This is a genomic window from Xanthomonas theicola (genome assembly GCF_014236795.1).
Classification (GTDB): domain Bacteria; phylum Pseudomonadota; class Gammaproteobacteria; order Xanthomonadales; family Xanthomonadaceae; genus Xanthomonas_A; species Xanthomonas_A theicola.
Window position 1 is genome coordinate 3,640,142 of the sequence record NZ_CP049017.1, and the last position, 12,866, is coordinate 3,653,007.

Annotated in this window: 11 protein-coding genes and 2 pseudogenes; 5 read left to right on the forward strand and 8 right to left on the reverse strand. The window is 69.4% G+C overall.

From position 1 onward, the window contains the following. The first annotated feature begins 63 nt into the window (after positions 1-63). From G4Q83_RS16955 to G4Q83_RS16965, 3 genes are read left to right on the forward strand one after another with little or no spacing between them, the layout of a single operon-like run. Positions 64-1,050, forward strand: a complete 987-nt coding sequence (locus G4Q83_RS16955) for an alpha-ketoacid dehydrogenase subunit beta (protein WP_386272955.1) — start codon at positions 64-66, stop codon at positions 1,048-1,050. 1 nt (position 1,051) lies between these two features. Beyond that, positions 1,052-1,402 (forward strand): SH3 domain-containing protein, encoded by a 351-nt coding sequence (locus G4Q83_RS16960; protein ID WP_128419710.1) that lies wholly within the window; start codon positions 1,052-1,054, stop codon positions 1,400-1,402. Beyond that, the gene (locus G4Q83_RS16965; RefSeq protein WP_128419711.1) at positions 1,399-2,847 is read left to right on the forward strand and encodes a dihydrolipoamide acetyltransferase family protein; all 1,449 of its coding nucleotides are present in this window, start codon (positions 1,399-1,401) and stop codon (positions 2,845-2,847) included. The genes G4Q83_RS16960 and G4Q83_RS16965 overlap by 4 nt, the downstream gene beginning before the upstream one ends. A 94-nt stretch (positions 2,848-2,941) precedes the next feature. On the opposite strand, the pseudogene G4Q83_RS16970 reads toward G4Q83_RS16965, so the two are convergent. Further along, positions 2,942-3,594: pseudogene (locus G4Q83_RS16970) on the reverse strand (IS5 family transposase); the annotation flags it as partial. 78 nt (positions 3,595-3,672) lie between these two features. Between G4Q83_RS16970 and G4Q83_RS16975 the strand changes: the two are divergent. Next, positions 3,673-4,295 (forward strand): annotated as a pseudogene (locus tag G4Q83_RS16975) (IS1595 family transposase); the annotation flags it as partial. A gap of 104 nt (positions 4,296-4,399) precedes the next feature. Here G4Q83_RS16975 and G4Q83_RS16980 read toward each other — a convergent pair. From G4Q83_RS16980 to G4Q83_RS17000, 5 genes are all read right to left on the reverse strand, one after another. Further along, positions 4,400-5,914 (reverse strand): ATP-binding response regulator, encoded by a 1,515-nt coding sequence (locus G4Q83_RS16980; protein WP_128419712.1) that lies wholly within the window; start codon positions 5,912-5,914, stop codon positions 4,400-4,402. Positions 5,915-5,920: 6 nt separating this feature from the next. Continuing rightward, the gene (locus tag G4Q83_RS16985; RefSeq protein WP_019797077.1) at positions 5,921-6,361 is read right to left on the reverse strand and encodes a response regulator; all 441 of its coding nucleotides are present in this window, start codon (positions 6,359-6,361) and stop codon (positions 5,921-5,923) included. After that, positions 6,358-8,169, reverse strand: a complete 1,812-nt coding sequence (locus G4Q83_RS16990) for a sensor histidine kinase (RefSeq protein WP_128419713.1) — start codon at positions 8,167-8,169, stop codon at positions 6,358-6,360. Before G4Q83_RS16990 ends, G4Q83_RS16985 begins: the two co-directional genes overlap by 4 nt. Positions 8,170-8,378: 209 nt before the next feature. Beyond that, complete coding sequence (locus tag G4Q83_RS23625; protein ID WP_246432137.1) at positions 8,379-8,591, reverse strand: hypothetical protein; 213 nt, start codon at positions 8,589-8,591, stop codon at positions 8,379-8,381. Between the two features lie 321 nt (positions 8,592-8,912). Beyond that, positions 8,913-9,314 carry a BON domain-containing protein gene (locus tag G4Q83_RS17000; protein ID WP_128419725.1) on the reverse strand — a complete coding sequence of 134 codons (402 nt, stop codon included), beginning with the start codon at positions 9,312-9,314 and terminating at the stop codon, positions 8,913-8,915. Positions 9,315-9,470: 156 nt separating this feature from the next. On the opposite strand from G4Q83_RS17000, the gene G4Q83_RS17005 reads away from it, so the two are divergent. Next, a complete protein-coding gene (locus G4Q83_RS17005) occupies positions 9,471-10,511 on the forward strand; it encodes an oxidoreductase (protein WP_128419714.1) in 1,041 nt (346 codons plus the stop codon). 12 nt (positions 10,512-10,523) lie between these two features. Here the strand turns inward: G4Q83_RS17005 and gnd are convergent, their stop codons facing one another. Together gnd and G4Q83_RS17015 are read right to left on the reverse strand one after the other, a co-directional pair. Continuing rightward, positions 10,524-11,465, reverse strand: a complete 942-nt coding sequence (gene gnd / locus G4Q83_RS17010) for a phosphogluconate dehydrogenase (NAD(+)-dependent, decarboxylating) (RefSeq protein WP_128419715.1) — start codon at positions 11,463-11,465, stop codon at positions 10,524-10,526. A gap of 70 nt (positions 11,466-11,535) precedes the next feature. Further along, positions 11,536-12,837 (reverse strand): hypothetical protein, encoded by a 1,302-nt coding sequence (locus tag G4Q83_RS17015; protein ID WP_128419716.1) that lies wholly within the window; start codon positions 12,835-12,837, stop codon positions 11,536-11,538. Positions 12,838-12,866 lie beyond the last annotated feature (29 nt).

Here is a 12,866-nt window from a genome sequence, read left to right on the forward strand (position 1 = left end):
AGCGCTGCCGCGCGTGCGGCCGGCAGCGCCCACAGCGCGGCAGCGTCGCGCGGAGACAGCCCGATGACCGCCACGCCCATCACCCTCATCGAAGCGGTGACCCAGGCCCTGGCCTGGGAACTGCAGCACGACCCGTCGGTGCTGGTGCTGGGCGAGGACGTGGGCGTCAACGGCGGCGTGTTCCGCGCCACCGCCGGCCTGCAGCAGCGCTTCGGCGCGCAGCGCGTGCTGGATACCCCGCTGGACGAGACCACCATCGCCGGGCTCAGCGTCGGCCTGGCCGCGCAGGGCATGAAGCCGGTGGCCGAGGCCCAGTTCGACGGCTTCGTCTACCCGATGGTCGATCATCTGATCTGCCACGCCGCGCGCCTGCGCACCCGCACCCGCGGCCGCCTGCACTGCCCCATGGTGCTGCGCGTGCCGTGGGGCGGCGGCATCCGCGCGCCGGAGCACCACAGCGAGGCCAACGAGGCGATCTTCACCAACGTGCCCGGCCTGCGCGTGGTGCTGCCGTCCTCGCCGCAGCGCGCCTACGGCCTGCTGCTGGCGGCGATCCGCGACCTGGACCCGGTGATCTACATGGAGCCCAAGCGCCTGTATCGCCAGTACAAGGAAGTCGTCGCCGACGACGGCGAGGCGCTGCCGCTGGACGTGTGCTTCGTGCTGCGCGACGGCAGCGACGTGACCCTGGTCGCCTGGGGCGCGCAGGTCAAGGAAGCGCTGGAAGCGGCCGACAGGCTCGGCGCCGACGACATCAGCGCCGAGGTCATCGACGTGGCCACGCTGCGCCCGCTGGACTTCGACACCATCGCCGAATCGGTGGCGCGCACCGGTCGCTGCGTGATCGTGCAGGAAGCCCCGCGCAGCGCCGGCTTCGGCGCCGAGATCGCCGCGCGCCTGGCCGAGCAGTCGATGTACGATCTGGTGGCGCCGGTGCAGCGCGTGACCGGCTACGACACGCATATCCCGTTGTTCCGGCTGGAGATGAAATACCTGCCGAGTGTGGACAAGATCGTCGCGGCGGCCAAGCGCGCCGTCGCCGCGGGTTGAGATGCGCGCGCGCCTGCTCAGCGACTACCGCGCCGCCTACCCGCACCCGATCCGCTTCGCCGCCGACGAACGGGTCGTGCTGGGCGTGCGCGACGAGGAATGGCCCGCGTTCGTCTGGACCACCACCGCGGCCGGCAACGCCGGCTGGGCGCCGCTGGCTTGGCTGCGCGCAACCGGCGACGGCCATGCCGTGGCGCTGCGCGCCTACCACGCGCGCGAACTGGATGCCGCGCAGGGCGACACCGTGACCCTGCATCACGAATACGGCGGCTGGTGGTGGGCCGAGCGCGCCGATGGCGCGCAAGGCTGGCTGCCGGCGCGCGACCTGGACTTGCTGGAAGAGACCCCATGAGCCAAATCAAGAACTTCAATCTGCCCGACCTGGGCGAAGGTCTGCCCGACGCCACCATCGTCGAGTGGTTCGTCAAGGAAGGCGACAACATCCGGCTCGACGAGCCGCTGGTGTCGATGGAGACCGCCAAGGCCGTGGTCGAGGTCCCGTCGCCGGTCTCGGGCAAGGTACTGAAGCTGGCCGGCGCACCGGGCGACATCGTCGTCACCGGCAGCATGCTGGCGCAGTTCGCGCCCGACCCCGACCTGCCGCAGCGCGCCGAAGGCCAGGACACCGGCCATCACCACGGCGGCGCTGCGCCGGCCAATCCCGGCAAGGGCGCCGGCGCCGAGGCGTCGGGCGACAACGACCGCGTGGTCGCTTCCGACACCGGCGGCGAACTGCACGATGCCGACGTGGCGCATCGCGAAAGCGAGAGCGAGAGCGCACGCGACGATGCCGGCACTGTGGTCGGTGCGATGCAGAGCTCCAACGCCGTGCACCGCGAGCGCACGGTCTCGGTCGGCGGGGTCCGCGCGATGCCCGCGGTACGCGCGCTGGCCAGGAAACTGGGCGTGGACCTGGCACGGGTAAGCGCCAGTGGCGGCGACGGCGCAGTGACCCTGGCCGACGTCAAACAGGCCGCAGCCGACGGCTCGGTTGCTGCAGGAGCGGCTCAGGGTGGCCTCGGGCCATCGGCGGCGACCCCACGGCCGCCACAGGTCGCGGCTGAAGCCGCTCCTACAACAGCCGCCGCCGCACCGTCGCGCACGCCATTGTCCACCGCCGGCAAGCCGATGCGCACGCAGCCGCCCGGCGTCGTCGCACACGGCCAGCCCGAGCCGCTCAAGGGCGTGCGCCGCAACATGGCCAGGGTGATGGCCGAGGCGCAGCGCCAGGTGGTGCTGACCACGCTCAACGACGATGCCGACCTGCATGCCTGGACGCCCGGCAACGACACCACGGTGCGCCTGGTGCGCGCGCTCGTCGCCGCCTGCCGGGCGGTGCCGGCGCTGAACGCATGGTTCGACGGCGGCACGCTGACCCGCACCCTGCATGCGCAGGTCGATCTCGGCATCGCCGTGGACACCGACGACGGGCTGTTCGTACCGGCGCTGCGCAATGCCGACATGCTCGACCCGCGCGGCATCCGCGAAGGCATCAACCGCCTGCGCCAGCAGGTGGAAGCGCGCAGCATCGCCGCCTCGGAGCTGAGCGGCCACACCATCTCGCTGTCCAACTTCGGCATGTTCGCCGGCCGCTACGCCACCCCGATCGTGGTACCGCCGTGCGTGGCCATCGTCGCCGCCGGCCGCGCCCGCCACCAGTTGGTGCCGGTGCTGGGCGGCGTGGAGACGCACAAGCTGCTGCCGCTGTCGCTGAGCTTCGACCACCGCGCCTGCACCGGCGGCGAGGCGGCGCGCTTCCTGCGCGCGATGCTCGACGACCTGGCCGCGCCCAGCTGAACCGCCGCGCCGCGCGACGGCACCGGCGATTGGCAATCGATATCCATGTAAGGCCAACGCAAAACCTGGAGCATTTCAAGAATAAGAGCGGCCAACAAAACTCTGGAAGAAGCCGCAGGCAATGATGGAGCAAGCAAGCGGCATCCCTGCAAGATGGATATCGATCCCCCGCTCGAAGCGAATGCGTCGCTTGCCCATTGCGGCGAACCAGGCATGAATGCGCTCGAGCACCCAGCGCTGGCGTCCCAGCCGGTCGTTGTGCGCGATGCCCTTGCGCGCGATGCGCGCGGTGATGCCGCGTTGCTTGGGATGGCTGCGGCGGCAGTCGATGTCATCGGCCGTGTCGGCATGCCACTTGCCTGGCCAACGCCGTGCACGCCCGGCCTTGCCAGCGATCGGTGGCAAGGCATCGACCAGTCCCTCGAACGCCACCGAGTCGTGCCGATGGGCTCCGGTCACACAGAATGCCAAAGGAATGCCATTACGATCGACGATCAGATGCCGCTTGCCGCGATCGGCCTGTAGGCGCCCCCCAGGGGCGGCCACACTGGTCGCCTCCAAGCTGGCCCGGCTCAGGTCCAGCTGGTCGGCCCGGCGCAGTTCGGCCAACAGGACCCGATGCGGGCGATGCCAGACGCCGTCAGTCTGCCAATCCCGCCATTGCCGCCATTGCCGCCAGCAGGTCATGCCGCTGCCGTAGCCCAACTCCAGCGGGAGTGCTTGCCAGGCAATGCCGGTGCGCAGGACTGAACCGCCCCGACTTTGAACTGGCCCCTTGAAGTTCGTCCAACTTCTGGGGGGCAGTGCAATCCCGGAGCGGTTCAGGGCGTGCACCACAAGAGCGCCTGGCGGCTCAAGCACAAGATCATGCAGGCCATGGTCGAACGCGAGGACAGCCGCCAACTGGCCGGTTTCGTGCAGATCGACGATGCCTCTGGGCGGTGAACGCAACGGCGGCAAGCGCGGGCGCGGATCGCAGAACAGGCCGCCGTTGGTGATCGCCGTGCAGACCGACGCGCCTGACCAGCATCCCATGTTTGCGGTGATCGAACCGGTACGCGGCTTGGACGATGCCTCGCTCAGGGACTGGATTGCGCGCCGCTTGGCGCCGGAGTGCGAACTCTACAGCGATGGCCTGGCGTGTTTCGGCCGGCTCGAAGAGGCCGGGCATACCCACACCACGCTGCAGGCCGGGGGGCCTGCGGCCACCGAAGCGCCCGGGGCGCGTTGGGTCGACGTGGTGCTGGCCAATCTCAAGCGCGATCCGCGGGGTCTATCACCCGATCCGGCAGGCCCAGTATGCCCGGCGCTACCTGGCCGAGGCCGCCGACCGCTTCAACCGACGGTTCCGGCTGCGCGAGTTGCTGCCGCCATTGGCCATCGCCGTGTTGCGCTGCAAGCCCTGCCCGGAGCCACTTCTGCATGCGGCGAGCAATTTCCATTACTGAAAGTCAGGGATAATCAGGAATCAATAAGACAGGTTGACATTTAACATGGCTCAAACGACGTAATGGGCCGCCAGCGTCCTGACGGGAACTGCGCCAGCCCCACCTCAGCCGCTCTCCAACGCATGCGCCACCGCGCGGAACACGCGCTGCATCTCCAGCGGCTTGCGCAGCACGTGCACGGCGATGTCGCGCGGGAAGTGATCGCGCTGCAGCGCGGTGCCGGCATCCTCGAGCACGATCGCCGGGCCGCGGTAGTCCAGGTCCTGCAGGGCCAGCAGCAGGCTCACCGCCGACAGCAGGATGATGTCGCTGTCCACGATCACCAGGTCCGGCATGCCATGCTCGCGCACATCGCGCAGCGCCGCGGCGCCGTCGGAGGCCAGCTGCGGCCGGTAACCCTGGCTGGACAAGGCGTTGCCGAGCAGCGACAGGCGCGTGGCCTCGCCGTCGACCAGCAACACGCGCTGGCCGTCGCCCATCGGGATCCCCAGTTCCGGCTCGGCCGAGGGTGCGTGGCCTCGCAGCGGGATCAGCAGTTCGAAGCAGGTGCCCACGCCCGGAGTGCTGTCCACGCCGATGCTGCCGCCGTAGCTTTCGACGACGCGCTTGCACGAGATCAGGCCCAGGCCGGTGCCGTCGGGCTTGGTGGTGAAGAACGGGCTGAACAGGTGCGCCTGAGTGTCCGCGTCCATGCCCACGCCGGTGTCGCGGACCAGGATCCGCACCTGTTCGCTGCCGTCGGCGCCGATCGCCGGCGTCGCCGAGAAATCCAGCGTGCCGCCACCGGGCATCGCCTGGATCGCGTTCAGGCCGAGGTTGAGCAGGCATTGCTGCAACTCGGTGTAGTTGGCCTCGATCGACAGCTCGGCGTCGACCACCTCCACGCGCAAGCCGACCCGCTCGGGCAGGCTGCTCTTGAGCAGCATCTGCACCGCCTGGAACAGGCCGGCGATCAAGACCCGCTCGCTGGGCGTGCGCGAGCCGCGCACGAACGACAGCATCGATTCGGCCATCTCGTGACCGCGCCGGCCGCACTCGGCGATGACGTCCGCCAGGTGCCGCAGCTGCGGATCGTCGCTGCGCCCGACCATCAGCTCCGGCACGATCAGCAGCGGCTGCAGGATGTTGCGCAGGTCGTGGCTCAGCCCGGCGGCCAGCATCGCCAGGCTCTCCAGTCGCTGCGCACGCATCAGCTCGCCTTCCACCCGCTGCCGCTCGCGCTCGCTGCGCGCCTCGCGGATCGCGCGTGTCACCGCCGACGGCAGCCGGGTCGGGTTGTGCTTGATGATGTAGTCGTTGGCGCCGTCGCGCAGCGCCTCCACCGCGGTCTCCTCGCCGATGGTGCCGGAGACGAAGATGAAGGGGATCGCGCTGCCGTGCTCGCGCAGCACCCGCAACGCCTCGTGCCCGGAGAAGCCCGGCATGCTCAGGTCCGACAGCACGATATCCGGCGCGAACTCGCCCAGCGCCTCGCGCAGGGTGGGCTCGCTTTCCACCCGGCGGAAGGTCGCCTCCAGTCCGGCATCCAGCAACTGGTCGGACAGCAGTTCGGCATCCTCCGGCGAATCCTCGACCATCAGGATCCGGATCGGTCCAAGCTTGGTGCCGGTCGTGGGCATGCGCGCTTACTCTTTGTCCGGCGCCTGATTGATCAGCGCCCAGAACGTGCCCAGGGTCTTCACCGCGGTGAAGAACTGGTCCACGTCCACCGGCTTGACCACATAGGCGTTGACCCCCAGATCCCAACTCCGCGCCAGGTCGCTTTCCTCGCGCGAGGAGGACAGGATCACCACCGGCAGCCGCTTGAGCGATTCGTCGCTGCGCACCAGCTTCAGCACCTCGAGCCCGTCCATGCGCGGCATCTTGATGTCGAGCAGCAACACCGCCGGCAGGCCTTCCTCGCGGTCGGCGTAGGCGCCGCGGCGCAGCAGGTAATCCATCGCTTCGACCCCGTCCTCGACATGGACGATGGGATTGGCGAGGCGCGCGTCGCGCAGCGCATCGACCGCCATTTCGGCATCGGCGGGGCTGTCTTCGGCAAGCAGGATGGTGCGGATGGCGGTCATGCGATCAACTCGGTGGTGGGCGCTTCGAGCGCGGGCGGTAACACGAAATGGAAGGTCGCGCCCTGGTCCGGCGCCGCGTCGGCCCAGACGTGGCCGCCGTGGCGGGTCAGCACGCGGCGCACGCTGGCCAGGCCGATGCCGGTCCCGGTGTATTCGCTGGCCTTGTGCAGGCGCTGGAACACGCCGAACAGCTTGGCTGCATAAGTCATGTCGAAACCGGCGCCGTTGTCGCGCACGCTGAAGTGGTGGCTGCCGTCGGGCTGCAGTTGGTAGTCCACCTCGATGGTCAGCACTTCGCGCCTGACGCTGTACTTGACCGCGTTGCCGAGCAGGTTCATCCACAGCTGGCGCATCATGTTCTCGTCGGCGACCAGGATCGGCAGCGGGGCGATGTTCCATTCGATGCGCTGGCCGCTGCCGGCATGGTCGGAGTAGAAATTGGCTTCCAGCACCGAGCGCGCCTCCGCCACCAGCGACTGCATGTCCACCGCCTGCAGGCGCAGCGCGCTGCGGCCCAGGCGCGAATAGACCAGCAGGTCGTCGATCAGCGAGGCCATGCGCCGCGCGGAAGTGGCGATCACTTCCAGGTAGTGCCGGCTCTTCTCGTCGGCGGCGTCGCCGAGGTGGCGTGCCAGCTTGTCGGCGAAGCCGGCGACGTGGCGCAGCGGCGCGCGCAGATCGTGCGAGACCGAATAGCTGAAGGCCTCCAGCTCGCGGTTGACTTCCGAGACCAGCTCCACCTTGCCTTCGAGCTGCCGGTTCAGTTCCTGGATGCGCTGCCGCGAGGCCTTCTGCAGGCTGATGTCGCTGACCGTCATCAGCACCACTTCGTCTTCGCTGTCCGGCAACGGCATGCGCCGCGCGTTCAGCAGCATGGTGCGGACGACGCCGTCGGCGCCGACCTGCTCGTGTTCGAAGTCCCACAGTTCGCGCCCGCGCAACAACACGTCGGCAAGGCGCTGGCGGACGATGGGATCCTGCCAGGCGCCGTCGCCGACATCGGCCAGCATCTTCGGCGCGTGCGCCGGGTCCAGCCCGTACAGCTCGCCGAAGGCGGCGTTGTGCATCATCATGCGCTGCGCGCCGTCGAGCAACACGATCGGCTCGCGCACCGTCTGCAGCACCGCGGCGGCGCGCGCGTTGGCGCGCAGCATGTGCCGCTCGGCGTCCAGGCGCCGGCCGGTCTGCCGTTGCAGCAGCCAGATCACCAGGCCCAGCAGCAGCAGTTGCACCGCCAGCGAGACCCAACTGATCGTGGACGCCAACAGGCGCCGCTTGCCGGCATCGGCGGTGCGCTCGGCCAGCAGCACGTCCTCGCGCCGCTGCAGTTCGGCGACCAGGCCGCGGATCGGGTTGTCCGCGGTCATCTCCTGGATCAGCGCGCGGATCTGCTGCGGGTCGCGGTTCTTCGCAATGCGCGTGGCCAGCAGGCCGCGGCGCTCCAGCGTGCTCTGCAGGCGACCGATGCGCACTTGCTGGCCGGGGTTGTCGCCAGTCAGCTCGATCAGGCGCGCGATGGTCGGTGCGATCGCGGCGCGCGACTCGCGGAAGCGGGTATGCAGGATCGGCGATTCGGTCCCGTGCGACATCGCCATCGCTGCCGATTCCATGTCGCGCAGGCTCGCTTCCAGCCTGCGCAGCGTTGCCGTGACCTCCTGGCTGTGGCTGACCCAGTCGGCCGCGCGCAGGGTGCTGGCGCTGATCTGCCGCAGCAGCAGCGAAGGCAGGATCACGATCAAGACGACAGCCAACGCCAGCAGCGGCAAGCGCCAGCGGTCCCAGGCGTCATTTTTGGCGGTGATCTGCATAGCTAGCCGTGGAAGATTGCAGCAGAAGCGACATCGAAGGAGCGGCATTCTCGCCGATCCACCGCCGCCTCAGATAAACTATTCAGGCTTGGAACGACTCCCCGCCACGCCACGCGCCATTTGAATAGCTCTATCTTAAATGGTTGCGGACAAAGAAACGGGCGGCTGCAAGCCGCCCGTGGATAGGACCCCGGACGACGCGGATCGGGTCAGCGCGCCGGAACCGCGGTCGTGCTGGACGCCGCAACGCTTGCCGCGCCGATCAGGGTCCACGATGACATCCCGGCCTGGACCAGCAGGAAGTCGGCATGGCTGCGCAGGCGCACGCGCTCGGCGACGGTCAACCCGTCGTCCAGGCCGTGCATCAGCTTGGCGAATGCTGGCCAGAAACCGACATCGTCGTGGCAGGCGACCAGCAGCATGCCCAACTGCGCTTCCAACTGACCCATCGCCACGGGCAACGAGGACGGCCGCGGCGGCGCGTCGCCGCCGCGGGTTGCGCGGTCGCAGGACTGGCGGCGGCGTGGAAGCAGGTATCCGACATGGCGATTCGCTTGGTAGCCAGCATCGCCGGAGGATGGCTGACCGCGTGTCAATACGGTGCGAAACGATACGGGCGCAGGTGTTTCGTGCATCTGCGGGGTGCAAAAAAACGCACCCCTCGAGGGTGCGCGTTGCATGCGCGGCGGAGATAAGGCGCCTCGTCTCTGGCTCCGCCTCCGCTACGGATGGATGGCGCCGGATCAGCGTTTGGCGGCGCCGGCCACCTTCAGGCCCGATGCATCGACTTTCTTTACCCCATCGATCATCTTGCTGACCGAGATGGCTTTGTCGCGCTGCGCCGTGCTCTCCACTGCGCCGGACAGCTTGACCGTGCCGTTGAGCGTCTCGACCTTGATGTCGGTGCCGGAAACGTCCTTGGTCGCCAGCAGATCGGCCTTGACCTTGGTAGTGATCCAGGTGTCGGCGACCGGCTTCTTGGAGCCATGCTTCATGCTGTCATGCTTCATGCTGTCATGGTCCATACTGCCATGGTCCTTGCTGGCAGCGGTCGGCGGATCGACCGCCAGCGCCTGGCCTGCGGCCAGGGTCAGGCCGAATGCCAGTGCGGTACCGAGCATCGTGCGAGACGTGTGCGTTTTCATGCTGTCCTCTTTTCCTTGTAGAAGTGTGGTGCGAAGTGTCTGCGCTGCTGCGTACAAGCCACGTGACCGGCAAATGGCGGCAGCGTGAAATGCGTGCACACTGCGTGACGGTTGCTGGCCGATACTGACGCCCTCCCCCGCCCGAGCCCCGACGCCATGGACCATCCTTTCAATCTCGCCCTGCTCGGCTATGGTTATGCAGGCCGCGTGTTGCATGCGCCGCTGATCGCGCATACGCCGGGCCTGCGACTGCACACCATCGTGTCCAGCCGCCACGCCGCCGCCGCGGCCCATCCGCAGGCGCGCATCGTCGCCGACCCACAGCAGGCCTTCGCCGACCCGCAGATCGATGCGGTGGTGGTGGCCACGCCGAACCAGACCCACGCGCCGCTGGCACTGGCGGCGCTGGCCCACGGCAAGCACGTGCTGGTGGACAAGCCGTTCACCCTGGACCTGGACCAAGCGCGGCAAGTGACCGCACAGGCGCAACGCGCCGAGCGCATCGTCAGCGTGTTCCAGAACCGGCGCTGGGATGGCGACTACCTCACCGTGCAGCGCCTGCTCGACGAGGACAGGCTGGGCGCGGTCGCCGAATTCCACTCGCACTTCGACCGCCACCGCCCGCAGGTCGGCGACCGCTGGCGCGAGCATGCGCTGCCCGGTTCGGGCCTGTGGTTCGACTTGGGCCCGCACCTGCTCGACCAGACCCTGCAGCTGTTCGGCCCGCCCGTGGCGATCCAGGTCGACCTGGCCTTGCAACGCCATGGCGCGCAGGCGCCGGACTACTTCCATGCGGTGCTGCGCTACCCGCGGCTGCGCGCGGTGCTGCATGCCGGCTCGCTGGTCGCGGCGAACGGCCTGCGCTTCGCGGTGCATGGCGACCGCGGCAGCTACCTCAAGCACGGGCTGGACACGCAGGAGGCGCAGTTGCGCGCCGGGCTCACCCCGGCTGCGCCGCAGTGGGGCCAAGACCCGGCCGCCGGCCAGCTGACCCTGGCCGCCGGCAACGGCAACACCGCCACCCACGCGCTACCGACGCAACGCGGCGACTATCGCCACTGCTATGCCGGCTTTCGCGAGGCCATGGCCGGCCGCGCGGCCGCGCCGGTGGACGCGGCACAGGCGCTGGCGGTGATCCGGCTGCTCGAACTCGGCCAGCGCAGCGCCGCCGAAGGCCGCACGCTGGCGCTGGATTGAGCCCGGCGCGGCTCAGCCGGCCGCGGCCCCGGATGGCGGCAAGCCGTGAGTCTCGTGCTTGATCGGGTGCCCGCCGAACTGGTTGCGCATCGCCGACAGCAGCTTGTCGGTGAACGAATCGTCGTCGCGCGAGCGCAGTCGTTCCAGCAGCGACAAGGTGATGACCGGCGCGGCGACGTTCAGGTCGATCGCCTCGGCCACCGTCCAGCGGCCCTCGCCGGAGTCTTCGACATAGGGCGCGATCCCGGCCAGCGCGGGATTGTCGCCCAGCGCATTGGAACACAGCTCCAGCAGCCACGAGCGCACCACGCTGCCCTGGCGCCAAACCTCGGCGACCTGGTGCAGGTCCAGCTCGAACTCCTGCTTGCGCGCCATCAGCGCGAAGCCCTCGGCATAGGCCTGCATCATTCCGTACTCGATGCCGTTGTGGACCATCTTGGTGAAGTGGCCGGCACCGCTGGGACCGACCCGCGCCCAACCCGCGTCGGCGGCCGGCGCCAGGGTGGCGAACAGCGGGTCGAGGCGGCACACCGCCGCCGCGTCGCCGCCGATCATCAGGCTGTAGCCTTCGCTCAGGCCCCACACGCCGCCGCTGGTACCGCAGTCCACGTAGGCGATGCCGTGCGCGGCCAGGTCGGCGGCGCGGCGCATCGAATCCTTGTAGTACGAATTGCCGCCGTCCACGACCACGTCGCCGGCAGCCAGCAACGGCAGCAGCGTCGCCAGCGTGGCGTCGACGATCTTGCCGGCCGGCACCATCAGCCACACCGCGCGCGGCGCCGGCAATGCCGCGATCAGCGCCGCCATGCTCGCGACGGTTTCCACCCCGCGCTGCTGCGCCGCACTGCGCGCCGCCTCGCCGAGGTCGAAACCGACCACGCGATGACCGCCGCGCACCAGCCGCTCGGCCATGTTCGCGCCCATCCGGCCCAGCCCTACAAGTCCCAGTTCCATGCGTCGTGTCCTAGCTCGAAGTAAGGGGCATCAGGATCGCACGAAGCGTCGCACCCTGGATGACGCACCGCTAAGGGGCACCTGCTTGCGCCGCTTGCGCGCAGGCCTGCAACTGGTGGTCGCGCCAGCGCCGGTAGAGCGTGGTATGCAGGTTATGCAGGGCCAGGTCGATCGCGAAAGGCGTGCGCGGATTGCGGTCCAGCAGGCGCGCCACGTGGTAGCCGATCGGCTTGCGGCCCTTGGGATGCACATACACCTCGAAACCGCGGTAGAACGGGTCGTCGAGCAGCGCGTCGATCTGCGCCAGGGCACTGCGTTGCGCCGGCGACAGCGTCGCGCGCAGCATCGGGTCGCGCGCGAACAGCAGCTCCTCGAAGCGCTCGCGGCCGGGCCCGCGCAGCGCCTGCGCCAGCTCCCAGATGCGCCGGTTGCTGCGGTCGTAGTAGGCGAAACCGCCGTGCTGCCGCAACGCGGCCGCCGCCTCGGCGCTGACCGCGGCGACCACGAAGTTCTCCGCCTGATTGTTGATGTCGTCCAGGTAGCGGCGTTCGAACACGTGGGCAATGAAGCCGGGTGCACCGAGGAAGGCGGCGGCGCCCAGCTGCGAGGTCTTGGCCGCCTTGCCATCGGCAAAGAACTCGCCGGCATGCGCGCCGAGCAGGATGCTGTCGGTCTGATGCAGGGTGAGGAAGGTGCCGATCGACAGCTCCCCGGGGCTGAACTCGCGGTCGAAGCCGGCGTCGCCGTACAGCTCGCGTTGCGTGGCCAGCTGTGCGATCTGCCGGCCGACACCGCACTCCGAGCGCACGCGGCCAGTGTAGAACGCCTGGAGCGCACGCGCGTTGCCGTGCACCGGGCGGTAGCCGCGGCCGAAGCTGCGGAAGCGCTGCCAACCCTGCCGGCGCGCGCCGCCCGGGCCGAACCCGATCCAGCCCAGTTGCAGCGCGGAGAAGCGGTAGCCGGGGTTGTCCTGCAGGCGCGCCACCGCGCGCTGGGTGGCTGCGCCCAGCAGCAGGAAGTAGCCACAACGCGTGGCCGGCGCGTCGAGCAGCGCGCGCAGCGTCTGGCGGCGTTGCGCCTCGTTCCACCGCACCGGCAGCGCCACCTGCAGATCGCCATGCGCGTGCGCGGCGGCCAGCGAGGTGCGCACGCACGGCGTGCCCGGCAGCAGCCGCGGCTGTGCATCGGACGTGCTGCCGATGCGCCAGCCGAGCTGGCGCAGCAGCGCGGCAAGGCAGTCGGCACCGGCCTGGTCCGCCGCTTCCGGCGGCGCCGCGAGCGCGCCGCCGCTGGCCAGCGCCAGCATCAGCAGCCACCGCAAGCCCGCATGGCGGCGGCGCGGCGATGGCCGGATGGCGGTCGGGGCGGTCATGGCGCGAGCATGGAGGATGCGAACGGTCT

Bases quoted from the DNA above. Each gene is read 5' to 3' on its own strand.
- G4Q83_RS16955 (WP_386272955.1), top strand. From the start codon at position 64: ATGACCGCCACGCCCATCACCCTCATCGAAGCGGTGACCCAGGCCCTG.
- G4Q83_RS16960 (WP_128419710.1), top strand. From the start codon at position 1,052: ATGCGCGCGCGCCTGCTCAGCGACTACCGCGCCGCCTACCCGCACCCG.
- G4Q83_RS16965 (WP_128419711.1), top strand. From the start codon at position 1,399: ATGAGCCAAATCAAGAACTTCAATCTGCCCGACCTGGGCGAAGGTCTG.
- G4Q83_RS16980 (WP_128419712.1), bottom strand. From the start codon at position 5,914: ATGCCCACGACCGGCACCAAGCTTGGACCGATCCGGATCCTGATGGTC.
- G4Q83_RS16985 (WP_019797077.1), bottom strand. From the start codon at position 6,361: ATGACCGCCATCCGCACCATCCTGCTTGCCGAAGACAGCCCCGCCGAT.
- G4Q83_RS16990 (WP_128419713.1), bottom strand. From the start codon at position 8,169: ATGCAGATCACCGCCAAAAATGACGCCTGGGACCGCTGGCGCTTGCCG.
- G4Q83_RS23625 (WP_246432137.1), bottom strand. From the start codon at position 8,591: ATGCTGCTGGTCGCCTGCCACGACGATGTCGGTTTCTGGCCAGCATTC.
- G4Q83_RS17000 (WP_128419725.1), bottom strand. From the start codon at position 9,314: ATGAAAACGCACACGTCTCGCACGATGCTCGGTACCGCACTGGCATTC.
- G4Q83_RS17005 (WP_128419714.1), top strand. From the start codon at position 9,471: ATGGACCATCCTTTCAATCTCGCCCTGCTCGGCTATGGTTATGCAGGC.
- gnd (WP_128419715.1), bottom strand. From the start codon at position 11,465: ATGGAACTGGGACTTGTAGGGCTGGGCCGGATGGGCGCGAACATGGCC.
- G4Q83_RS17015 (WP_128419716.1), bottom strand. From the start codon at position 12,837: ATGACCGCCCCGACCGCCATCCGGCCATCGCCGCGCCGCCGCCATGCG.